The organism is Brevundimonas sp., from assembly GCF_041688735.1.
Classification (GTDB): Bacteria; Pseudomonadota; Alphaproteobacteria; order Caulobacterales; family Caulobacteraceae; genus Brevundimonas.
Window position 1 is genome coordinate 76588 of sequence record NZ_JBDNHO010000115.1, and the last position, 20939, is coordinate 97526.

The 20939-nt window shown below is 67.1% G+C and carries 22 protein-coding genes; 13 read left to right on the plus strand and 9 right to left on the minus strand.

The window, feature by feature from the left end; genetic code table 11:
• Window positions 1-121 precede the first annotated feature (121 nt).
• Window positions 122-880: a LytTR family DNA-binding domain-containing protein gene (locus ACESMO_RS12310; RefSeq protein ID WP_372708437.1), complete on the plus strand. Its 759-nt coding sequence runs from the start codon at window positions 122-124 to the stop codon at window positions 878-880.
• On the opposite strand, the gene ACESMO_RS12315 is transcribed toward ACESMO_RS12310, so the two are convergent.
• Both ACESMO_RS12315 and ACESMO_RS12320 read right to left on the minus strand, forming a co-directional pair.
• Window positions 877-1410 carry a carboxymuconolactone decarboxylase family protein gene (locus ACESMO_RS12315; RefSeq protein WP_372708438.1) on the minus strand — a complete coding sequence of 178 codons (534 nt, stop codon included), beginning with the start codon at window positions 1408-1410 and terminating at the stop codon, window positions 877-879. The genes ACESMO_RS12310 and ACESMO_RS12315 overlap by 4 nt on opposite strands.
• 205 nt (window positions 1411-1615) lie before the next feature.
• A complete protein-coding gene (locus ACESMO_RS12320; RefSeq protein ID WP_372708439.1) occupies window positions 1616-2170 on the minus strand; it encodes a peroxiredoxin in 555 nt (184 codons plus the stop codon).
• 188 nt (window positions 2171-2358) lie between these two features.
• Here ACESMO_RS12320 and ACESMO_RS12325 point away from each other — a divergent pair, with 188 nt between their 5' ends.
• Entirely contained in the window at window positions 2359-2793 is a 435-nt protein-coding gene (locus ACESMO_RS12325; protein ID WP_372708440.1) for an HIT domain-containing protein, read from the plus strand.
• Here ACESMO_RS12325 and ACESMO_RS12330 read toward each other — a convergent pair.
• Entirely contained in the window at window positions 2777-3319 is a 543-nt protein-coding gene (locus ACESMO_RS12330; protein ID WP_372708441.1) for a hypothetical protein, read from the minus strand. The two genes, ACESMO_RS12325 and ACESMO_RS12330, sit on opposite strands and share 17 nt — an antisense overlap.
• A gap of 178 nt (window positions 3320-3497) precedes the next feature.
• Between ACESMO_RS12330 and sdhC the strand changes: the two genes are divergently transcribed.
• The 7 genes from sdhC (at window position 3498) to ACESMO_RS12365 (ending at window position 8800) form a co-directional block, all read left to right on the plus strand.
• Window positions 3498-3971, plus strand: coding sequence for a succinate dehydrogenase, cytochrome b556 subunit (sdhC, locus tag ACESMO_RS12335; protein ID WP_372708442.1), 474 nt, complete (start codon window positions 3498-3500; stop codon window positions 3969-3971).
• Window positions 3968-4375 (plus strand): succinate dehydrogenase, hydrophobic membrane anchor protein, encoded by a 408-nt coding sequence (gene sdhD, locus ACESMO_RS12340; protein WP_372708444.1) that lies wholly within the window; start codon window positions 3968-3970, stop codon window positions 4373-4375. Before sdhC ends, sdhD begins: the two co-directional genes overlap by 4 nt.
• 6 nt (window positions 4376-4381) lie before the next feature.
• Complete coding sequence (gene sdhA / locus ACESMO_RS12345) at window positions 4382-6181, plus strand: succinate dehydrogenase flavoprotein subunit (protein WP_372708445.1); 1800 nt, start codon at window positions 4382-4384, stop codon at window positions 6179-6181.
• Entirely contained in the window at window positions 6181-6984 is an 804-nt protein-coding gene (locus tag ACESMO_RS12350; RefSeq protein ID WP_372708446.1) for a succinate dehydrogenase iron-sulfur subunit, read from the plus strand. The genes sdhA and ACESMO_RS12350 overlap by 1 nt, the downstream gene beginning before the upstream one ends.
• 360 nt (window positions 6985-7344) lie before the next feature.
• Complete coding sequence (locus ACESMO_RS12355; protein WP_372708447.1) at window positions 7345-7665, plus strand: 2Fe-2S iron-sulfur cluster-binding protein; 321 nt, start codon at window positions 7345-7347, stop codon at window positions 7663-7665.
• An 8-nt stretch (window positions 7666-7673) separates the two neighbouring features.
• Window positions 7674-8474 (plus strand): kinase, encoded by an 801-nt coding sequence (locus ACESMO_RS12360; RefSeq protein ID WP_372708448.1) that lies wholly within the window; start codon window positions 7674-7676, stop codon window positions 8472-8474.
• Window positions 8471-8800 (plus strand): PilZ domain-containing protein, encoded by a 330-nt coding sequence (locus ACESMO_RS12365; protein ID WP_372708449.1) that lies wholly within the window; start codon window positions 8471-8473, stop codon window positions 8798-8800. The genes ACESMO_RS12360 and ACESMO_RS12365 overlap by 4 nt, the downstream gene beginning before the upstream one ends.
• 81 nt (window positions 8801-8881) lie before the next feature.
• Here the strand turns inward: ACESMO_RS12365 and ACESMO_RS12370 are convergent, their stop codons facing one another.
• Window positions 8882-9733: a haloacid dehalogenase-like hydrolase gene (locus tag ACESMO_RS12370; protein ID WP_372708450.1), complete on the minus strand. Its 852-nt coding sequence runs from the start codon at window positions 9731-9733 to the stop codon at window positions 8882-8884.
• Window positions 9734-9815: 82 nt separating this feature from the next.
• The gene (locus tag ACESMO_RS12375; RefSeq protein ID WP_372708451.1) at window positions 9816-12149 is read right to left on the minus strand and encodes an ATP-binding protein; all 2334 of its coding nucleotides are present in this window, start codon (window positions 12147-12149) and stop codon (window positions 9816-9818) included.
• 239 nt (window positions 12150-12388) lie between these two features.
• Here ACESMO_RS12375 and ACESMO_RS12380 point away from each other — a divergent pair, with 239 nt between their 5' ends.
• The 4 genes from ACESMO_RS12380 (at window position 12389) to ACESMO_RS12395 (ending at window position 15675) form a co-directional block, all read left to right on the plus strand.
• Window positions 12389-12793, plus strand: a complete 405-nt coding sequence (locus tag ACESMO_RS12380) for a metallopeptidase family protein (protein WP_372708452.1) — start codon at window positions 12389-12391, stop codon at window positions 12791-12793.
• Between the two features lie 230 nt (window positions 12794-13023).
• On the plus strand, window positions 13024-14187 hold the full coding sequence (rlmN, locus tag ACESMO_RS12385) for a 23S rRNA (adenine(2503)-C(2))-methyltransferase RlmN (protein ID WP_372708453.1): 1164 nt from the start codon (window positions 13024-13026) through the stop codon (window positions 14185-14187).
• A 215-nt stretch (window positions 14188-14402) separates the two neighbouring features.
• Window positions 14403-14846, plus strand: coding sequence for a DUF350 domain-containing protein (locus tag ACESMO_RS12390; RefSeq protein ID WP_372708462.1), 444 nt, complete (start codon window positions 14403-14405; stop codon window positions 14844-14846).
• Between the two features lie 4 nt (window positions 14847-14850).
• Window positions 14851-15675, plus strand: a complete 825-nt coding sequence (locus ACESMO_RS12395; RefSeq protein WP_372708454.1) for a serine protease — start codon at window positions 14851-14853, stop codon at window positions 15673-15675.
• 53 nt (window positions 15676-15728) lie between these two features.
• Here ACESMO_RS12395 and ACESMO_RS12400 read toward each other — a convergent pair whose 3' ends face one another.
• The 4 genes from ACESMO_RS12400 to ACESMO_RS12415 all read right to left on the minus strand — a co-directional run bounded on the left by ACESMO_RS12400 (window position 15729) and on the right by ACESMO_RS12415 (window position 20621).
• Window positions 15729-16616 carry a hydrogen peroxide-inducible genes activator gene (locus tag ACESMO_RS12400; protein WP_372708455.1) on the minus strand — a complete coding sequence of 296 codons (888 nt, stop codon included), beginning with the start codon at window positions 16614-16616 and terminating at the stop codon, window positions 15729-15731.
• Window positions 16617-16721: 105 nt separating this feature from the next.
• Window positions 16722-18935 (minus strand): catalase/peroxidase HPI, encoded by a 2214-nt coding sequence (katG, locus tag ACESMO_RS12405; protein WP_372708456.1) that lies wholly within the window; start codon window positions 18933-18935, stop codon window positions 16722-16724.
• A gap of 370 nt (window positions 18936-19305) precedes the next feature.
• Window positions 19306-19755, minus strand: a complete 450-nt coding sequence (locus ACESMO_RS12410) for a cupin domain-containing protein (RefSeq protein ID WP_372708457.1) — start codon at window positions 19753-19755, stop codon at window positions 19306-19308.
• A 341-nt stretch (window positions 19756-20096) separates the two neighbouring features.
• Entirely contained in the window at window positions 20097-20621 is a 525-nt protein-coding gene (locus ACESMO_RS12415; RefSeq protein WP_372708458.1) for a class I SAM-dependent methyltransferase, read from the minus strand.
• Between the last annotated feature and the right edge of the window lie 318 nt (window positions 20622-20939).

Here is a 20939-nt window from a genome sequence, read left to right on the forward strand (position 1 = left end):
TCCGTTGTGGACGGCATGGGTTGAACCGGGCCGGGGGAGCGTGTCAGCCTCGTCTTCGCGAACGGGTCGGCTCCCGTCGCGAACGGAGCAGGACGTGACGGCAGGTGGGGCGATTAGACGGTTGGCGCACCTCAAGGCCGGCCGGTCAGGGGCGGCCGAACTGGTCGCCCTTGTGTTGTTCGGCCTGTTTCTGGCTGCGGTGGCACCCTTCGGCACGGCGGGTGCGCCGACGCCCTTCCGGTATCTATACTGGCAACTGGCCATGGTCGGTGGTGGCGTGATCGCAGCCCTAATCGAGCAGCCGCTCGCCCGCCGCCTGACGGGGCGTCCCCGACTGTTCCTGCTCGCCCAGCTGGCAGCCATGACTCCGGCCATCGCCGTCTGGATCTCGCTGTTGCCCGTGATACTCTTCGGAGCGCGTTTTTCGGCGGAGCGAATTCTGCAGGTCCTGCCGGACGTCCTGACAATCAATATCGCGGTGGTGGTTCTGGCCTGGTTGACGCGCAAGGCCTTGCGCCGCCGCGATGCGCCGCCGGTTCCTGAGGGTCTGGCACCGGCCGCCATCCGAACCCGGCTACCACCCCGACTGGCGCGGGCGCTTCTGGTCGCCGTCGAGGCGGAGGACCACTATCTGCGCATCCGAACCGTGGCGGGCTCTGACCTGATCCTGATGCGGTTCGCCGATGCGCTCTCTGCTCTCGCGGCCGCCGACGGCTTTCGCACCCATCGGTCCTGGTGGGTCGCTCGCACGGCGGTCGAGGCCGTGCGCTGGAAGGGCGGCCGGGGCGCCCTGACCCTGTCCGATGGATCGACCGCGCCGGTCAGCCGGACTTACGCCGCCGTCCTCAAGGGCACGGACTGGGCCGCTCCGGTTGCCTAGTCCGCCAATGCCGCTTCCGAGGCGACGATCCGGCTGGCGGCGTGGACCACGGCGCCGATACGCAGCGCCGCCTGGACCTGGGTTGCCGAAACACCGTGTTTGCGCAGCTCGCTCTCGTGGGCGTCGAGACAGGCGCCGCAACCGTTGATCGCCGACACCGCCGTGGACCACAGCTCAAAATCCATCTTGTCTACGCCCGGATTAGCCAGGACGTTCATCCGCAGACGGGCGGGGATGGTCGTGTATTCGTGGTTCTTCATCAGGTGAAGCGACCGGTAGTAGATGTTGTTCATGCCCATGATGGCGGCGGCTGATTTGGCCGCGTTCATCGCCTCGGGCGACAGAACGGTGGCCGCCTGGGCCTCGACCGCCTTCACCACCGGGGCCACGCCGATCGCATGGGCCGAGGCGACGAAACAGCCCCATTTCTGCTGGTCGTTCAGCACCGTTTCGGAGGCCAGCGAGGACAGGTTCAGCGAGATGTCCCTGGCATAGGCCGGGATCAGGTCGCGCAGGGCGTCGATGGACATTTTGTCAGGTTCCCTTCGGGAAGCGGCTACCGCTCGCGACGCGGTCGCTCGCTACTTGAGCCGCTTATGGAGCTCACGTGGTTGCCGGGCACGACCGCGCTCAAGCCGCGAGGCTGCCCGAGCCGAGCATAGCGCCCAAAAAAAGCGAGCAGCGTAAAGGCGGCGACGCGAATATCGCCGCCTTCCACCGCTCGATCAACCGCCTTTAAGCAGCGAGCGTCTCGCCGCCCACCGGGCGGTTGCAGGCGCACAGCTCGTCGGTCTGCAGGGCGTCGACGACACGCAGGGTGTCGGCGGGGGCGCGGCCCACATTCAGGTTGGTGACATAGACGTGCTGCACGACGTTGTGTGGATCGACGACGAAGGTCGCGCGCAGGGCGACGCCCTCGGCCTCGTCGAGGACGCCCAGAGCGCGGGCGAATTTGCCGCCGTTGTCGGCGAACTGCCAGATCGGCAGCTTTGACAGATCGGCGTGGTCGCGGCGCCAGGCCAGTTTGACGAACTCGTTGTCGGTCGAACCGCCCAGAACCACGGTGTCGCGGTCATCGAAATCACGGGCCAGCGAGGCGAACTCGGCGATCTCGGTCGGGCAGACGAAGGTGAAATCCTTGGGGTAGAAGAAAATGACCTTCCATTTGCCTTCGAAACTGTCCTGATCCAAGGCCTCGAAGGCCGAGACGCCGTTCTCTTCGTGGCTGTTGAATCCCGGCTTGACGCCGACCAGTTTGAAGTCCGGCAGTTTTTGTCCGACGCCCAGCATGGCTGTCTCCTGATGGTGCTGAATAGGGGAAAATCCGGGACGCCATGGGGAGTGGCACCGCAACTGCGAGATGGCGCGTGCACTGCACAAAGTCAACGATGCGAAACGTAATTGTCCATAGATAATATCTATAAGGGTCATAGGCTCGGCCACGGTGGCTTGACCCGCAGGTCGCGCCGGGCGACGCCATGAAGATGAGCGCCCCCTTCACGCCTCACCCCGCCTTTGAGGCCGGTTCCGTCGTCGTCATGGACTGGCCGCTTTGTCAGGTCCGCCTTCAGGATGACGCCCGCTTACCGTGGCTGATCCTGATCCCGCGCCACCCGGGCCTGGTGGAACTGGAGGATCTCGAGCCGGCGCAACGCGCGCGACTGATGGACGAGATCGTCCGGGCGGGCGCGGTCGTCCGCAGGCTCGGCGAGGCGGCGGGGCGGCCCGTGCAGAAGCTGAACGTCGCGGCGCTCGGCAACGTCACGACCCAGTTGCATGTGCATGTGGTCGGACGCCGCCACGACGACAGTCATTGGCCGGACCCGATATGGGGCAAGGGCGCGGCTCTTCCGTACGGCGCTGAGGCCCTGCAATCGGCGGCGTCGCGGATCAGACTCAGTCCAGGCGGCTGAGCGTCACCGGGCGGCCGGACATCGACCCGCGCCAGCCCTGCGGGGTCCGCTCCAGCCGGATAGAACCCGCGCCTTCCAGAGTCAGCGTTCCCGCGTCGGCGGTGGCCGCTCCGGACCGGCCGGCATGGCGCCAACCCCCCTCCACGGCCGCGCCGTCCGCATCGGTAAGCGCCAGGACGAACAGGGTCCCGCCCTCCGCATCGCGGACCAGCCAGCGTCCGTCCAGAGGCCCCGCTGTCTGGTCGGTGCGGATTTCCGCCGCAGCGACGCCCTGCTCATAAGCGATCTCCACGTCGGTCGGGGTGAATTCGTACGAGCCTTTATAGTCGTCCACGGCCACGGGCGCCTCCAGCGCCCCGCGATGCAAAGCTTCGGCCTCGTCGCCTTGGGCGGTCTCGCGGCCGAAGTCGGATGTCGGCTCGAACGGACGTATCGCCGGCGCCCGGTAGGGCTCCAGCGTCGATGGGTGCGGCGCCGCCTGCTGGACCAGCAGGGCGGCGAAGGCGACAAGCAACATCCCCGACATGACCCCAGACTGCCGCGATCTGGCCGGAATGCAAAGCGAGGGCGTCCTTCGCGCGAAATTGTGATCATCATCGCCGCACCCGCGTTCGGTTCGTTGACCCTTACGTCCGCGCTGACTAAAGCCAGACCACTGATTTCGGGCGGCTCAATCCGCCTAACCCATTGAGAATCATTCGCAGATGTCGAGTTCTCCCTTGTCGGGCGACACGTCCAACGATCCAGCCGACGATCAGACCGGGCGGTTCGTGCGCCAGCCCAACGGCCGGCCCCGCCCCCTGTCTCCCCATCTGCAAATCTGGCGCTGGCACGTGACCATGGCCGCCTCGATCCTCAACCGGATGACCGGCAGTGCCCTGTCCGTCGGGGCGGTGCTGATCGCCTTGTGGCTGCTGGCCCTGGCCTTCGGACCCGATTCCTATGCGACCTTCACCGGCTGGATGGGGTCTCCGCTGGGCCTGCTGGTCTGGTTCGGCCTGACGCTCGCCCTGTTCCTGCACCTGGCCGGCGGCATCCGCCACCTGATCTGGGACGCCGGCGCCGGCCTGTCATTGAAGACCGCCGACGCCCTGTCGTGGGCCTCGATGATCCTCGGCGTCGTGGGCGCGGTGGCGTTCTGGGTGCTGTTGTTCGCCTCGGGGAGGGTCTTGCTGTGAGCCGCGAAGCCAAGGCCTACATCAAGGGCGTCAAGGTCTCCGAGCGCCACGGCGCCGGGGAATGGACCGCCGAACGGCTGTCGTCGTTGATCCTGGTGCCCCTGACCCTTTGGGGTTTGTGGGCCGGTTTCACGCTGTCGGGCGGCGGCTATGAGGGCGCGCGCGACTGGTTCGCCTCGCCGGTCAATGCGGTGCTGCTTGCCGTGACCCTGCTGGTCAGCCTCTGGCACATGAATATGGGCATCAAGGTCATCGTCGACGATTATATCCACAGGCCCGGCTCGCGCAGCGCGATCCTGGGCCTGATCGGCCTGCTCTGCCTCGTGATCGCGGCGGCGGGAGTCTTCTTCATCGTGCGGCTGGCGCTGGGTTCGGCGCCGCTGCCCGCCGGTTTCGGGATTTGACCGCGCATGGCTAGCTACGAGTTCGTCGATCACGCCTATGACGTCGTCGTCGTCGGCGCGGGCGGTTCGGGTCTTCGCGCCGCCCTGGGCGCAGCCCAGCAGGGGCTGAAGGTCGCCTGCGTCACCAAGGTCTTCCCGACCCGTTCGCACACGGTGGCGGCGCAGGGGGGCATCTCCGCCGCGCTCGGCAACATGGGCGAGGACAGCTGGCAGTGGCACATGTACGACACCGTCAAGGGGTCGGACTGGCTGGGCGACCAGGACGCCATCGAATACCTGGTCCGCAACGCGCCCAAGGCCGTCTATGAGCTGGAGCACTGGGGCGTCCCCTTCAGCCGCACCGACGAGGGCAAGATCTACCAGCGCGCCTTCGGCGGCATGACCCGCAATTTCGGCGAGGGCCCGGTGCAGCGCACCTGTGCCGCCGCCGACCGAACCGGCCACGCCATCCTGCACACCCTGTACGGCCAGTCGGTCCGCCGCGAGGTCGAGTTCTTCATCGAGTATTTCGGCCTCGACCTGATCATGCAGCCCCAATCCGACGGGACCCAGGCCTGTACCGGCGTGACGGCCTGGAAGCTCGACGACGGCACGATGCACCGGTTCCGCGCCAAGCTCGTCATCCTGGCGACCGGCGGCTATGGCCGGGCCTATTTCAGCGCCACCTCGGCCCACACCTGCACCGGCGACGGCAACGCCATGGTGCTGCGCGCCGGCCTGCCGCTGCAGGACATGGAGTTCGTTCAGTTCCACCCGACCGGCATCTATGGCGCCGGCTGCCTGATCACCGAGGGCGCGCGCGGCGAGGGCGGCTACCTGACCAACTCGGAAGGGGAGCGGTTCATGGAACGCTACGCCCCCTCGGCCAAGGATCTGGCCAGCCGCGACGTCGTCTCCCGCTCCATGACCATGGAGATCCGCGAGGGGCGCGGGGTGGGACCCAACAGGGACCACATCAACCTGCACCTGGATCATCTCGATCCGGCCGTGCTGCACGAAAGGCTGCCGGGCATTTCGGAATCGGCCAGGATCTTCGCCGGCGTCGACGTGACAAAACAGCCGATCCCGGTCATCCCGACCGTTCACTACAATATGGGCGGCATCCCCACCAACTATCATGGCGAGGTCCTGACCAAGGTCGGCGACAACGCCGACAGCGTGGTGCCCGGCCTGATGGCCGTGGGCGAGGCAGCCTGCGTCTCGGTGCACGGCGCCAACCGTCTGGGCTCCAACTCCCTGACCGACCTGGTCGTATTCGGCCGCGCCGCCGGCCTGCGCTCCGGCGAGGTGGTGGACAAGGCGTCGAGGGTGCCGGACGCCCCGGCCGCGCTCACCGACGGCCATCTGGCCCGGCTCGACCGCTTCCGTCACGCCAATGGCTCCACCCCGACGGCGAAGCTGCGCATCGACATGCAGCGCGCCATGCAGTCGGACGCGGCGGTGTTCCGCACCGGCACGACGCTGGAGGAGGGAACCGCAAAACTGCGCGCCATTCACTCTGCCGGCGACGACATCAAGACAACCGACCGCGGCTTGATCTGGAACACCGATCTGGTCGAGACGATGGAATACGACAACCTCATCGATCAGGCCGTGGTCACCATCGAGAGCGCCCTGAACCGTACCGAGAGCCGCGGGGCCCACGCCCGCGAGGACTATCCGGACCGGGACGACGTCGAATGGATGAAACACACCCTCGCATGGAAGGTCCCGGGCGACGCGGTGACGATCGATTACCGCCCGGTCCACAACTACACGATGTCCCGGGACATCGATTACATTGAGCCCAAGGCGCGGGTGTACTGATGGTCCAACTGACTCTCCCCAAGGGCTCCAAGCCCACGCGCGGCAAGGTCTACAAGGCCACGGCCGGCAGCAAGAACGTCAAGACCTACAAGGTCTATCGCTACGACCCCGAGGTCGATGCCGACCCACGCTGGGACAGCTTCGAGGTCTCGTCCGACGACCACGGGCCTATGCTGCTGGACGCCCTGGTCCACATCAAGAACGAGATCGACCCGACCCTGACCTTCCGCCGCTCGTGCCGCGAGGGCATCTGCGGTTCGTGCTCGATGAACATCGACGGGCGCAACACCCTGGCCTGCATCAAGGGCTGGGACGAATGCTCGTCCTCGACCATCTCGATCGCGCCCTTGCCGCACCAGTCGGTGGTCAAGGATCTGGTGACGGACATGACCCTGTTCTACGCCCAGTACGACTCTATCCAGCCGTATCTCCAGTCCGATGAGCCGGACCCGGAGAAGGAGCGCATCCAGCTGCCCGAGGACCGGGCCAAGCTGGACGGCCTGTACGAATGCATCCTGTGCGCCTGCTGCTCGACCGCCTGTCCGAGCTACTGGTGGAACCAGACCGAGTTCCTGGGCCCGGCGGCCCTGCTTCAGTCCTACCGCTGGATCGCCGATAGCCGCGACGACGCCACCGACAAACGCCTGGATGACCTCGAGGACCCGTTCAAACTCTACCGCTGTCACACCATCATGAACTGCGCCCAGGTCTGCCCCAAGGGCCTGAACCCGGCCAAGGCCATCGCCGAGACCAAGAAGTTGATGGTGGCCCCGGGGCGCAAGAAGACGCAAGTGGCGGCGTGATCAGATCACGGGCCTAGGCTGGCCGAGCGAGGCGGAAAGCGTGAACGACCCGGTTTCATTGCTCGTTATCGGGAAGTTGGAGTGATCGGCGCTTCGGCCGTACTTAAAGGCTCTCAAGCGGGGTCAAGAGGCGTAGGAGTGAGGTTCGCCTTCCTCTGACTATCCACGAGCGTCTGTAGCGCTATCCGGCAGGTTTCCGAGATTCCCTTGCCGGTATGATGCTGAGCAATCTTGAGATCACGACGAGATACCCAGACAGTCACCCTGCGTGTCGGTTGCATAAGAAAGAGATCACCACACTTACTGCTTGTTTGGAAGTCTCGATGTTGCCAATGCCGTGCTACTCGCTAAGAACCCGAAATGGCTAAAGTTACCTATATCGAACACGACGGCCGCGAGCATGTCGTCGAGGTCAAGAACGGCCTCTCCGTCATGGAGGGGGCGATCCGCAACAACGTCCCCGGCATCGACGCCGACTGCGGCGGGGCCTGCGCCTGCGCCACCTGCCACGTCTATGTCGACGAGGCCTTCCAGTCGGAGACGGGCCGCGCCTCGGCCATGGAGGAGTCGATGCTGGACTTCGCCGACAATGTGCAGCCCAACAGCCGGCTGTCCTGCCAGATCAGGGTCAGCGACGACCTGGACGGCCTGATCGTGCGGCTGCCCGAGAGCCAGCACTGAGCGCGGCCATGGGTCGGGCGAACCCCCAACTCATCGCTCTGGTGGGGCGTCTCATCGCGCGAGGGCCGACGGATCGACCACCGCTGATCGCCGTGGTCGGGGCGCAGGGGTCGGGCAAGACGACGCTGGCGCGCGCGGCTGCGGACGCGTTCGGCGCCGCGCAGATCTCCATCGACGACGTCTATCGGACCCGGGCCGAACGCGAGGCCATGGCCAAGGAGGTCCATCCGCTGTTCGTGACGCGCGGGCCGCCGGGGACCCATGATCTGATCCTGCTGCAACAGTTGATCGACGCCCTGTCTTCCGCCGAGTCGGATGACGAGACGTTGATTCCAGATTTCGACAAGCGCGGCGATGACCGGCGGCCGGCCGAGCGGTGGCGGCGCGTCACGGGGCGTCCCGCCGCCATCCTGATCGACGCCTGGTGCCTCGGCGCGACGGCGGAGGACGCGGCGGCGCTGGTCGAACCGGTCAATACCCTGGAACGGGACGGCGATCCGGACGGGCTTTGGCGCGCGGCCGTGAACGGCTTCGTCGGCGGTCCCTACCGCGACTTCGTCGACGGCTTCGATGCGGTCCTGTTCCTGAAGGCGCCGAGCTTCGACGTGGTCATCGACTGGCGCTGCGAGCAGGAAGCCGCCCTTCTGGGCGTGCACCCGTCGCGCCTGCCGGACGGGGAACGCGAGCGTCTCGGCGGCTTCATACGGCATTTCGAACGCGTCACCCGCCATATGCTGTCGGGCGGGGTCCGCGCCGAAGTTACGGTTCCGCTGGACCCGGGCCGCCGTCCGGGGTCTATCGAGGCATGACTAAGCCGTCGGATCTTCGCTTCGAGCCGCGCCAGCCCAGCAACCTGCGGGGCGTGGTGATCGCGCCCGGCCTGGAGATCGCCTGTCAGATCGTCGACCAGTCCTCGGCGGGCCTGACGCTGCGCCTCGACCGGGGCCTCGCCCTGCCGCGTGACGTCATGATCATCGACGTCGCGCTGGGCGTCGCCACCGAGGTGCAGGTGGCCTGGCAGAAGGGGCAGGACATCGGCCTCAAGCGCGGCGGACAAGGCCTGTCCTTGCGCGGCCTCGTACCCTCCCGCCTGACCGGCGCGCGTGAAGCGTGGAGACGCGCAGGCGGCCGCTAGAACCTGATCGGTTGAGGAGTGATCGCTTCGCGATTCCGGTGATGCCGTGAATCAGGCTCCAGGATGATCCCGGATTTCGCTTTAAAGATCGGCCAGCATCGTCCCGGCGTTGACGGCGATGCGGCCGATCAGGCCCTTTACGATCAGGTCCACGGCGGTGCCCTCGCGATAGTCGGCGGCGGCGACGAAATTGACCCGGTCTTCCGAGATCAGACGATGAATCTTGCGCGTGTCGCGCGGGGTATTGTCTGGGTCGTAGACGGCGATGGAGAAGCCGCCCTTGGTGTGCATCATCTTCATGGTCGGCACGTCGGTGTCGCCGTCGCCGAGGAAGATCATCCGCTCGAACGGGATGGGGCGTTCATCGTCCGGGATGAAGCGGTTGATGCGCTCGTCGTCCCAGTGGTTGAAGACGCCCTTGTTGATGCGGAACAGATACTGGGTCTTGGTCGTGTAATTGACGCCGACCGCCGGCCAGATCGCCGTGTCCTCGGCGTCATAGACATATTTGGACGCATAGACGTGGCGGAAGGCCCTGGCGATCGGGCAGCCCTCGATCATCTCGGTCAGCCCGGCCGAGATGATGTAGTGCTCGATCTCCAGCCCGACCTCGGCACCGTAGGCGTTCATGCGATCGAACCACGACAGGTCGCGCAGGCCTTCGAACAGGGCGACGTCGCGGCCGTGGTCGCGCAGGGCCTGTCTGGTCACCGGCTGGCCGAGGTTGCGGGCGGCCTGAAGCATCATCTGCATGTACATCAGGATGCCGTCGCCGTCGGCTTTCCGGGTTTCAGGATAGACACTGTCCCAGAATTCCTGCGGCTTCATGCCGATCGACGGAATGAAGCTGACCTCCTGCATGTTGCCGCGCGCCAACGTGCCGTCGAAGTCGTAGATGAGGGCGGTCTTGAGTGGGGCGGGTGAGGTGGCCATCGGGGCGTCCAGGTGGCGAGTGGCGAGTGGTTAGTGAGCGGATCGGTTCGAGTCAAAGCGGGTGAGCCTTCCTCGCCACTCGTCATTCGCCACTCGCCACGCCCAACCGAAGTTCCGGCGCCGCCGCTACCCCCGCGGCTTCCAGCGGCAGGTGCAGGATGAAGGCCGCGCCCTTGCCGGGTTCGCTTTCGACCTCGGCCCAGCCGCCGTGCAGTTCGACCAGCGCCTTGACCAGCGCCAGTCCGACGCCCGGCCCGCCGCGCTCGCGCCGCACGAAGCGGTCGAAGACATGGGCCTGCAGATGGTAGGGAATGCCGCGTCCGGTGTCCTCGACGCGGATGCGGACCTCGCTCGCCGTCGCCTGGGCGCTGAGGGTCACCGCGCCGCCTTCGGAAATGGCCCGGGACGCATTGTCCAGCAGATGGTCCAAAGCCTGCCCGACGCGCTGGGCGTCGGCGCGGATCGGCTTCAGGCTGGTCGGGCAATCGACGGTCAGGGTCGCGCCGCGCGCCTCAACGCGGCTCCGGACTTTATCGGCGGCGTCGCCCAGCAGGTCGCTGACGCGGACGTCGCCGAGCTGAAGCTCCATCTCGCCGGCGTCGATCTGGGCCATATCGAGAACGTCGTCGATCGAGCGGGCCAGCTGGCTGGCCGCGACGCGGATGGCCCCGGCGTGCTGGCGGCTGCGTTCGGGCAGGTCGCCGAGGGTTTCCAGCAGTTCGGAATAGCCGACGATGGTCGTCAGCGGGGTGCGCAGCTCATAGCTGACGCTGCCGACGAACTCGCGCTTCAGGGCGGTGCTTTCGTCCAGCGCGGCGGCCTTGGCGGCGAGCGCCTGTTCCAGGCCTCGTCGGGCGGTGACGTCGGAAAAGGCGACCAGAGTGGCACCGTCGGGGAGCGGCCGGGTCTGCCACGACGCGATGCGGCCGTCGACGGTGCGACCCTCGCCCGCGATCGGCACGCGACTTTCTGGATCGGGGTCGGCGACCCGCGCCTTGAGGCCCAGCCACAGGGCGGGGTCGGGCATGGTGGTCTGGCACAGGGCGGCGACGGCGTCGAAATCGCCGGCGGCGTCCAGCGCTTCGCCGGTGACGCCCCAGAAGCCGTCGAAGGCCTCATTGTGCAGGCGGATGCGGCCGTCCGAACCGAACACGGCGACGGCGTCGTTCAACTTGTCGAGCGTCGCGGTCTGGACCTGGATCTGGGCGTTGTACCGACTGCGCAGCTTCAGCTCGTCGGTGATGTCCGAGAACAGCAGCAGCACTCCGCCCAGCGGGTGCGGCTGGCGCACCACGCGCAGGGTGCGCCCATCGGGCAGTGACCAGCTGTCGTCGGGCGCGGCTTCCGTAGCGCCATAGAAGTCCAGTTCGCGCGCCTTCCAGCCGGCATAGTCGATGACTTCGGGCAGCATCCGGCGCTGGCGCAGGCGATCCAGCAGTTCGGCATGGGTGGGACGTTCGTCCAGCCACGCCGGGTCGATGTTGAACAGGGTCTGGAAGGCGGTGTTGTGGAAGGCCAGCCGCCTGGACGGGCCGAAGATGGCGACCGCGTCGGCCAAGTGGTTCAGCGTCTCGTCATGGGCCTCGACGTGGCGGCGCAGGGTGTCGCGCGTCTCTTCGGCCTCGGTCATGTCGAGGGCGAAGGCCAGGACGGCGCCGCCCTGGATCGGCTCGGCGACGATGCGCCAGGCGCGGCGACGACCGCCGCCGGTGGTCCAGCGGAAACCTTCCTGACGCTGGTTCAGTCGGCCCGCCTCGGCGACGATCGCGTCAGCGCCACGGTCGAAGCTGAGGCCGCGCTCGCGGGCGACTTCGACGCTGTCGGCCTTCATCTCGGCCAGCCACGCCTTGTTGACCCAGGCCAGCCGCCCGGCCGCGTCGGCGATCCAGGTCGGAGTCGGATAGGAGTCGGCCAGCAGGCCCAGGCCGCTCTCGGTCGCCGCGCCGACGAGGCCCAGACGCGACAGCCGCAGCCAGGCCGAGCCGGCACCGGAGCGCCCCTCGACCGCCCAGGCCCCGCCCAGTCCGTCGATGACGACGTCGAACGCCTCGCCCTTGTCGATCAGGGCGTCGAGGCGAGGTCCGGCGACGGCGCGGACGGCGTCCAGCACCACCAGAGACGGCTCGACCTCGGCCCAGTCCTTGTCGGTCAGATCGCCGATCAGGGCGATCCAGGTCTCCGGCGCGCCCAGACGTCGGGTCTGGTTATCGGCCGACAGCGACAACCGGACGTCCTCGAAGGCGGCCAGGGCCCCGTCGCGATCGGCCATGGCGACGCGCGCGATCGACAGTTCGGCCTCGACCTGGCGATTGCGCCGGGCCAGCCGTCCACGCAGCCGCGCGGCCCAGGCGCTGAGCGCCAGCGCCAGTCCGGCTGCGCCCGCCGTCGCGACATAGGCGATGTCGGCCTCGGCCATCGTGTCGTTCAGCTCCCGCGCCTGATTCGGTAACCATAACGCATGGCGGGCCGGCGGGTAGTGGCGAGTGACGAGTGACGAGTGGCGGGTGGGGGGTGATTAGTGGTTAGTGGTTAGTGATTGAGGTTGGCTCTGCGGGCTCGCCCTGGAACGGCCGCGCACTCGCCACTAACCACTAATCACCCCCCACCCGCCACCCGCCACTCGCCACTATTCACCAACCACCAAGCCGCATCGTTATGACCTGGACCGACCAACCCGCCCCCTCGCTCGACGACTTCGCCCGACTGGCGCGCGAGGCCTTCGACGCCCTGCCCGATCCGTTCCGCTCGCTGGCCGGCGAGGTGGTGATCCGAGTCGACGACTTCGCCGACGACGAGACTCTGGCGCTGATGGAGATGGAGGACCCGTTCGAGCTGACCGGTCTGTATCACGGTGTCGACATCGGCCTGCGCGACCAGATGGGCCCCGCGGCCGAACCCTCGCGCATCTTCCTCTACCGCCGCCCGATCCTCGACGAATGGTGCGAGCGCGGCGACGTCGGCCTGGCCGAGATCATCGCCCACGTCCTGATCCACGAAATCGGCCACCATTTCGGCATCGACGACGACCGGATTGATGAGATCGAAGGCGCCGACGATTGACCCTCTCCCGTTGGGAGAGGGCTTAAGCGCACGGGGGCGAAGCCGTCGTGCTTGCGCGAAAGGGAGAGGGGCGGCTGTCGGGGGCGGCTTCGCCGCTTCACCCATCCGACCCTCATCCGGCGCTCCGCGCCACCTTCTCCCAACGGGAGAAAGGTCCGGTGGGCACCCCGCCTAAAAAACCGCACGATCTGTGGTATAAGCCCCGTCTCCCTCTCCCGCAGGACCGACCCTTGAGCCTCACGCTCGACCTTTCGCGCACGACCGCCAAGCCGCCGGCCCCCGTCAACCTCTCCGGTCTGACGCGCGCGGGTCTGCGCCAGGCGCTGATCGACGCCGACGTCTGCCCGCCGGAAAAGGCCAAGATGCGGGCCTCGCAGGTCTGGAGCTGGATCCACCATTTCGGCGTCACCGACTTCGCCGCCATGAGCAATGTGGCCAAGCACACTCAAGGAAAACTGGCCGCCGCCTTCACCCTCGCCCGACCCGAGATCGTCGAGCGTCAGGTGTCGCAGGACGGCACCCGAAAATGGCTGATCCGCACCGCCCCGGGCATCGAGATCGAGACCGTCTACATCCCCGATGTTGGCCGCGCCGGCGCCCTTTGCGTGTCGTCCCAGGTCGGCTGCACCCTGAACTGCACCTTCTGTCACACCGGCACCCAGGCGTTGGTCCGCAATCTGACCGCCGCCGAGATCGTGGCCCAGGTCCAGGTCGCCCGCGACGACCTGGACGAATGGCCGTCGCCCAAGCAAGACCGCCGCCTGTCCAACATCGTCTTCATGGGCATGGGCGAGCCGCTGTATAATCTCGACCACGTCGCCGACGCGATCGACATCATCTCGGACAATGAGGGCATCGCCCTGTCGCGGCGCCGGATCACGGTCTCGACCTCGGGCGTGGTGCCGCAGCTGGAGCCGCTCGGGACCCGCACACAGGCCATGCTGGCGATCAGCCTGCACGCCACCAACGACGCCCTGCGCGATGTGCTGGTGCCGCTGAACAAGAAATATCCGCTGGACCAGCTGATGGCCGGCATCCGCGCCTATCCGGGCCTGTCCAACGCCCGTCGGGTGACGTTCGAATATGTGATGCTGAAGGGCGTCAACGACAGCCCGGACGAGGCCCGCGCCCTGCTGAAGCTGATCGAGGGCATCCCCGCCAAAGTGAACCTGATCCCGTTCAATCCGTGGCCCGGGACGGATTACGAATGCTCGGACTGGAAGACCATCGAACGGTTCGCCGCCATCCTCAACAAGGCAGGCTACGCCTCACCGATCCGCACCCCGCGCGGCCGTGACATCCTCGCCGCCTGTGGCCAGTTGAAGTCCGAGAGCGAGAAGGTCCGGGCCTCGACGCTGCGAAAGGCGGAACAGGCTGCGGTTGAAGCGGCGTGAGCGGAGTGATTAGTGGTTAGTGATTAGTGTTTGGAACGCTGCGAGCGCAGCGCTCTCCCGCCAAGCCGGGACGGACGCCCCGACGACCACTAACCACTAATCACACCCCCCCGACACACCTCGTCACAGTTCTTGACCGGGTGTGGCGCCGGCGCGCTTGCGGGCTGGGGCGGCAATGGGGCAAGCGTTTGGGCGTCTCCGTCGTCTGGATCGCCATGGACTCCTCGTCCCTCTCCACCGTTCTAGAAAGCGCCGAGGTTCAGGCCTTCGCCTCCGGCTTTCCCACGACCGTGGCCCATCTGGGCGTCACCTTGAGCCTGATGCTGGGCGGCGCGCTGATCTACGCCCTGCTGACGCCGTGGAAGGAAATCACCTTGATCCGCGAGGGCAACTCCGCCGCCGCCGTGGCCTTCGCCGGGATCCTGCTGGGGCTGGCCATTCCGCTGGCGGTCAGCCTCAGCGTCTCGACCTCGGTCCGGGACATCGCCATCTGGGGGGTGGCGACGGTGGTGCTGCAACTGCTGGCCTTCCGCGTCGTCGATCTGCTGCTGACCGGCCTGCCCCAGCGCATCCGCGACGGCGAGGTGGCCGCCGCCGTCCTGCTGGTCGGGGCCAAGCTGTCCACCGCCCTGATCCTCGCCGCCGCCCTGACGGGGTGAGGCCATGGCCCGCCCGCCCGACTGGTTGATCTACGGCGCGGTGCTGGGAGCCCTGATCCTCGTCTCGCTGAACCGTCGCGAGAACGCCGACGCACCGCCCGCGCCGCCTTTGCCCGACGAGGCCGAGGGCGCCCTGCTGGGGCCGGTCACGCCGTTCGATCCGGCGGTGACGGTCAATGCGCCGGACATTCCCTTCCAGCCTTCGTCGGGCACGGCCTTCTCGATCTCACGCAATGGCCAGTGGGTCACGGCGCGCCATGTGGTCGAGGGCTGTCGACGGCCCGCCATAATGATCGGTGGCGGCCGCGCGGTGGCCGCCGACGTCCGGCTGGCCCCGGGCGCGGACATCGCCGTGCTGTTGACCCAGGGCGGGTCTCCCGCCGTGCCGGTGATGACCATGGAGGGCCTGCGCGCGGGCCAGCGCGCCTTCCATCCCGGTTTCCCGCAGGCTCGCGCGGGCGAGGTCACCTCGCGTTTGCTGGGACGCGAGACGCTGAGGGTGCGTGGGAGCGGTCAACGCGACGAGCCCGTGCTGGCCTGGGCCGAGGTCGGGCGGACGGACGGTCTGGGCGGCACCCTGTCGGGCCTGTCAGGCGCGCCGGTGCTGGACCGGCAAGGCCGGGCCGTGGGCGTGACCATCGCCGAAAGCCCGCGCCGGGGACGAATCTACACGACGGCGCCCGACACCTATGGCCCAGCCATTCGCGGCGTGCAGACGGCGGACGAGCCGCTGACGGGGCGGGCCATCACCGTCGACAACTATGGTCTTGTCGCCGACGAGATGCGCCGCGATCTGCGGGTGGCGCAGGTGGTGTGTCTGTCAGCGTAGGATGCGATCGCCTCTCCCCGGAGGGGGAACCACCGGCGGACCGGCGAGGATCATCAGTCCAGCGTGAGCGCCTCGGCCAGCAGTGCGGCCTCACCGGCGCGACTGGAGCCGGTGCGCCAGGCGACCACGATTTCGCGGCTTGGGGCGACGGCCGCGATGGGCCGGACCACGACGCCGGGCATGTCGGCCAGGCCGGCGCGCACCGCCATCTCGGGCAGGAAGCTGACGCCCAGTCCGGACGAGACCATCTGGACGAGCGTGTGCAGCGAGGTGGCGGCGAAGACGTCGTCGCCCTTGGGCGGGTCGATGTCGAAGGCGGCCAAGGCCTGGTCGCGCAGGCAGTGGCCGTCCTCCAGCAGAATCAGGTCCTGCGCGCGCAGCGAACCGGGCGGGATGGGGCCGGCCCCGGCCAGGGCATGGCCGACGGGGGCCACGGCCATGATCTCGTCGTCGCCGATGCGGGCGTGGTCGATGCCCGGCGCGGAATAGGGCAGTGCGATCACCGCGGCGTCAAGATGACCGGCCTTCAGTCCCGCGACCAGACGCGGCGTCAGATCCTCGCGGATGAACAGGCGCAGGCCCGGATAGGCCGCGGCCAGCCCGGGCAGTTTGGCGGGCAGGAGGAAGGGGGCGACCGTCGGGATGACGCCGAGGCGGAAGCGGCCGGACAGCGGCTTGCCGGCGTTCCTGGCCGCCTCGACCAGATCCTCGGCGCGGGCCAGCACATCCTCGGCCCGCTTGACCGCCTCGCGGCCGACGGCGGTCAGCTGGACATTGCCACGCGTCCGCTCGACCACCGTCGCGCCAAGAATGCGCTCCAGTTCCTGCACCCCGGCCGACAAGGCGGGCTGGCTGACATGCGCCGCCTCGGCCGCGCGGCTGAACGAGGCGTGTTCTGCGAGGAGCTTGAGATACTGGAGCTGTCGGAGGGTGGGGAGCATGCGGGCCAGATAGGGTTTCGCTATCCCAAAATCAAAGACAATCGGCTGCCTTGATCAATCCTTCTCCCGCAGAGGGGAGAAGGATCTTCGCGCCCGTATCGGACCCTATGCGACGTCGAACCGGTCCAGGTTCATCACCTTGGTCCAGGCGGCCACGAAATCACGCACGAATTTCGCCCCCGCATCGGCCGAGGCATAGACTTCCGACAACGCCCGCAGCTGCGAATTGGAGCCGAACACCAGATCGGTGCGCGTCGCGGTCCACAGGCTCTCACCCGTGATCCGGTCGGTGCCGACAAAGGTCTCGTCGCCCTCGCCGTCAACCTTCTTCCAGCCCGTTTTCATGTCCAGCAGATTGACGAAGAAGTCTTTGGTCAGCTGCCCCGGACGATCGGTCAGCACACCCTGTTTCGAGTCCTGATAGTTTGCGCCCAACACCCGCAGGCCGCCCAGCAGCACCGTCATCTCCGGAGCCGTCAGGCCCAGCAGTTGCGCCCGGTCGACCAGCAGTTCTTCCGTCGGCACGTTGAACCGGACCTGCAGATAGTTGCGGAACCCATCGGCCTTGGGCTCCAGCACCGCAAAGCCCTCGACGTCGGTCTGGTCCTGCGAGGCGTCGGTCCGGCCCGGCGTGAACGGGACCTCGACGGCATGACCCGCCGCCCTGGCCGCCTGCTCGATCCCGACGGAGCCGCCCAGCACGATCAGGTCGGCGATTGAGACGGAAGTGCCGGACGCGGCCTTGATGCCTTCGTAGACGTTGAGCACCCTGGCCAGCTTCGCCGGCTCATTGACCTCCCAGTCCTTCTGCGGGCTCAAACGCAGACGCCCGCCGTTGGCCCCGCCGCGATTGTCCGAACCGCGGTAGGTCGCCGCCGCCGCCCAAGCCGTCGTGACCAGTTCCGCCACCGACAGGCCCGAGGCCGCGATCGTCGCCTTCAGCGCAGTGATGTCGCCGGAGTCGATCACCGGTCCCGACGGCGCGGGGATCGGATCCTGCCAGATCAGGTCCTCGGCCGGGACTTCCGGCCCGAGGTAGCGGACCTTGGGCCCCATGTCGCGGTGACACAGCTTGAACCAGGCGCGGGCGAAGGCGTCGGCGAAATGGGCCGGATCGGCCCGGAACCGCTCCATGATCTTGCGGTAGTCCGGGTCGACCTTGAACGCCATGTCGGCGGTGGTCATCATCGTCGGCACGCGCTTGCCCGACGTGTGTGCGGCGGGGGCCAGGGTCTCCGGCGGATTGCCGACCGGCTGCCACTGTTTGGCCCCGGCAGGGCTGCGGACCAGCTCATAGTCGTGGTCCAGAAGCATGTCGAAATAGCTCATGTCCCATCGGATCGGGGTCGGAGTCCACGAGCCTTCGATGCCCGAGGTGATGGTGTGGTCGCCGATGCCGCTCTCGTGACCCGAGATCCAGCCCATGCCCTGCTGGGCGATGTCCGCGCCCTCGGGACTGATCCCGACCTTTGAGGCGTCGCCGGCCCCGTGCGCCTTGCCGAATGTGTGGCCGCCCGCCGTCAGGGCGGCCGTCTCCTCGTCGTTCATGCCCATGCGGGCGAAGGTCTCGCGGATGTCGCGCGCCGACTGCAGCGCCTCGGGCACGCCGCCCGGACCTTCCGGATTGACGTAGATCAACCCCATCTGGATCGCCGCCAGGGGGCTTTCCAACAGCATCTGCTTGTCTGGCTGGATGCGGGTCTCATTGCCCTCTGAACCGACCCAGCGCTCCTCGGTGCCCCAGTAGACGTCCTTCTCGGGCTCCCACACGTCGGCCCGGCCGCCGCCGAAGCCGAACACCGGCCCGCCCATCGACCCGATGGCGACATTGCTGGCCAGGATCATCAGATCCGCCCACGACAGGCTGGCCCCGTATTTCTGCTTGATCGGCCACAACAGCCGCCGCGCCTTGTCCAGGTTGCCGTTGTCCGGCCAGCTGTTCAACGGTGCGAAACGCTGCTGCCCCGCGCCCGCTCCGCCGCGCCCGTCACCGGTGCGATAGGTGCCCGCCGAGTGCCAGGCCATGCGGATGAAGAAGGGGCCGTAATGGCCATAGTCCGCCGGCCACCACGGCTGGCTGTCGGTCATCAGGGCGGTCAGGTCGCGCTTGACCGCCGCATAGTCCAGCGTTTTGAAGGCCTCGGCATAGTTGAAGCCGTCGCCCATCGGATCGCCCGACCGGCCCTGCTGGTGCAGGATGTCCATCGCCAGCTGGTTCGGCCACCAGTCGCGGTTGGTCCGCCCCAGCAGGCTGCGCAGCGCCGCCGGCTCCTTCTTCGGATCGTTCAGGGGCGATGGCCCGCCTGCGTTTCCGTCCATGGTGTCCTCCCGGGGGTTCTTGTTTGGGGAGAGGCTATGCCTGCCGTTCTGACAAAGATAATCGATAAACTTTGTCGTCAGGAGCAGAAAAAGTTATAGCTAATTTGGCCATGAGCAAGAGATGCAAAGAGCGATCGCTTCAGGTGGGTTGCAGACGTTCGCCTCGCGCGAATCCAACGACGGCCGCTGACTCGGTACGCAATTTCAGCCGGTCCACTTCCAAGAGTAGCGCTTAGTCGCAGAGGGCAGGGCGGAGCGTCTGCATTTGACCTTGGGCCGCCTTTCGGAAGGGCAGCCCAAGGTTCAGAGATCTACAAGCCCATCTGCCCGGCAGATCTGCGGCTCGTGCGCGGTGGCCGGGTCGGCGACCCTAATCGACACCTCCCTCCACCGGCACTGCATCGACCGGCCCGTTGAAGGCGATAAACAGAACGCAGGGCTCGTCGCTGACGCAGGTGGCCCGATGCGGGAGGTTTGCTGGACCATAGGCATAGTCGCCGGGCCGTAGGGTCGTTTCGGGGACGCCGCGATATTTAACCGCCAGAAGGCCGGCGGCGAGCATCATCCGTTCGGCGCTGGAGTGGCGATGGTCGGGCAGCGTCTGGCCCGGTGCTATGCGCAGCATCACGTCGGCGCCGGGCTGACCCGGGTCGCCGTGCAGGATCGTGAGCTCGCACCCCTGCGGGAAGACGGCCGGACAGCCCGACCACGCCACAGCTGGGTCGTCATGGGCGATGTGCAGCGGACGCCCGGGCGTCTGCGCCGAGGCGGTCGTCGCCAGTGTGGCGGCGGCGAGGAACAGGACTCTTGCAGGCGTCATCTCATATCTCCTTCGATGTGATTCCGGCTGGGCCGGACGGTAGGGAACTGATCTACGGCTTTGTGGCGACGACCTTGAGGAAGGTTGCGGGTATGTCCGTGGCGTTTGCGCCAGGGCGGTTATGAGCCTCAAATAACTGCGTCAAGTCGGTCTCGAGCGAGTCGGCCCTGCCATCCTTGGAGGCCGCGTCGAACGCGTTCATCGTCGGGCCGTAATAGTGTTTGAAGGTCTGAAGCAGCTCGCGCGGCGGACCGGCGCAGCTGAAGACGTAGGTCGCGCGCTCACAAACAATATTGTCCGCTGGAACGCCCGCTGCTGCGAAGCGCTCACGAACGTTGTCTTCAACCCCCCCACGTCACCGGGCTGATGAATCCCTCAGGCGGCGGCGGCGTGTAGGCAGCGCTGGTTTTTAGAACCTGAGCAATCAGCGTCGGATCTCCGGGAATCCAGTTTCCCATGACTATGCGGCCCCCACTGCGTGTGACTCGCACCATTTCCTTCGCCACATCGAACGGACGTGGCGCGAACATCGCGCCGAACATACTTACCACGAGGTCGAAGCTCTCGTCGGCAAGATCGCGGAGATCCGATGCGTCGCCCTCCTGGAACCGGAGGTTATCGAGTCCCGCCGCAGCCGCACGGGCGTTGCCGGCAGAGACGAGGTTTTGGGCGATATCGACGCCGAGGACATTGGCCCCGCGCTGCGCCGCCGGAACGGCGGTCGTGCCATCGCCGCAGCCCAGATCGAGAACGTCCATGCCGACCTTTACGCCAAAGCTCTCGATCAGAGCCTCACCACTCTCCCGCATAGCGGCGGCAATCCGGGTGAAGTCGCCTTTCTCCCACAGCGCCCTGTTCGGATTCATGATGCTCGCCCCGACTTTTCTGCCTCGTCGGATTTTTCAGGCGCCATCTCAGGTCTCCTTCGAGGGTATTTCCGGCTGGCCGGAAGGGTTTGGATCTCGGCGCATCGTGACGCGGTCCGTTTTCCGAATCCGCATGAACCCCGTCTCCTGCACGACTATCCCTGTTCGGTTGAAGCAGCGCTAGAGCGTTCGCCGCTCAAGTTGACGTATAGCCATCATGCCGGAAGTAGTTGGCGCATTCCTGGGGTGTGAAGGCCTTGAGGATATCGCCGATGCGGTCCCAGAGGCCCGTCATTGTGGTCTCGGCGGCGGCTCGCA

Excerpts from the sequence above, each read along its gene's own strand:
- ACESMO_RS12315 (WP_372708438.1), bottom strand. The coding sequence starts at position 1,410 with ATGTCCATCGACGCCCTGCGCGACCTGATCCCGGCCTATGCCAGGGAC.
- ACESMO_RS12320 (WP_372708439.1), bottom strand. The coding sequence starts at position 2,170 with ATGCTGGGCGTCGGACAAAAACTGCCGGACTTCAAACTGGTCGGCGTC.
- ACESMO_RS12325 (WP_372708440.1), top strand. The coding sequence starts at position 2,359 with ATGAAGATGAGCGCCCCCTTCACGCCTCACCCCGCCTTTGAGGCCGGT.
- ACESMO_RS12330 (WP_372708441.1), bottom strand. The coding sequence starts at position 3,319 with ATGTCGGGGATGTTGCTTGTCGCCTTCGCCGCCCTGCTGGTCCAGCAG.
- sdhC (WP_372708442.1), top strand. The coding sequence starts at position 3,498 with ATGTCGAGTTCTCCCTTGTCGGGCGACACGTCCAACGATCCAGCCGAC.
- sdhA (WP_372708445.1), top strand. The coding sequence starts at position 4,382 with ATGGCTAGCTACGAGTTCGTCGATCACGCCTATGACGTCGTCGTCGTC.
- ACESMO_RS12350 (WP_372708446.1), top strand. The coding sequence starts at position 6,181 with ATGGTCCAACTGACTCTCCCCAAGGGCTCCAAGCCCACGCGCGGCAAG.
- ACESMO_RS12355 (WP_372708447.1), top strand. The coding sequence starts at position 7,345 with ATGGCTAAAGTTACCTATATCGAACACGACGGCCGCGAGCATGTCGTC.
- ACESMO_RS12360 (WP_372708448.1), top strand. The coding sequence starts at position 7,674 with ATGGGTCGGGCGAACCCCCAACTCATCGCTCTGGTGGGGCGTCTCATC.
- ACESMO_RS12365 (WP_372708449.1), top strand. The coding sequence starts at position 8,471 with ATGACTAAGCCGTCGGATCTTCGCTTCGAGCCGCGCCAGCCCAGCAAC.
- ACESMO_RS12370 (WP_372708450.1), bottom strand. The coding sequence starts at position 9,733 with ATGGCCACCTCACCCGCCCCACTCAAGACCGCCCTCATCTACGACTTC.
- ACESMO_RS12375 (WP_372708451.1), bottom strand. The coding sequence starts at position 12,149 with ATGGCCGAGGCCGACATCGCCTATGTCGCGACGGCGGGCGCAGCCGGA.
- ACESMO_RS12380 (WP_372708452.1), top strand. The coding sequence starts at position 12,389 with ATGACCTGGACCGACCAACCCGCCCCCTCGCTCGACGACTTCGCCCGA.
- ACESMO_RS12390 (WP_372708462.1), top strand. The coding sequence starts at position 14,403 with ATGGACTCCTCGTCCCTCTCCACCGTTCTAGAAAGCGCCGAGGTTCAG.
- ACESMO_RS12395 (WP_372708454.1), top strand. The coding sequence starts at position 14,851 with ATGGCCCGCCCGCCCGACTGGTTGATCTACGGCGCGGTGCTGGGAGCC.
- ACESMO_RS12400 (WP_372708455.1), bottom strand. The coding sequence starts at position 16,616 with ATGCTCCCCACCCTCCGACAGCTCCAGTATCTCAAGCTCCTCGCAGAA.
- katG (WP_372708456.1), bottom strand. The coding sequence starts at position 18,935 with ATGGACGGAAACGCAGGCGGGCCATCGCCCCTGAACGATCCGAAGAAG.
- ACESMO_RS12410 (WP_372708457.1), bottom strand. The coding sequence starts at position 19,755 with ATGACGCCTGCAAGAGTCCTGTTCCTCGCCGCCGCCACACTGGCGACG.
- ACESMO_RS12415 (WP_372708458.1), bottom strand. The coding sequence starts at position 20,621 with ATGAATCCGAACAGGGCGCTGTGGGAGAAAGGCGACTTCACCCGGATT.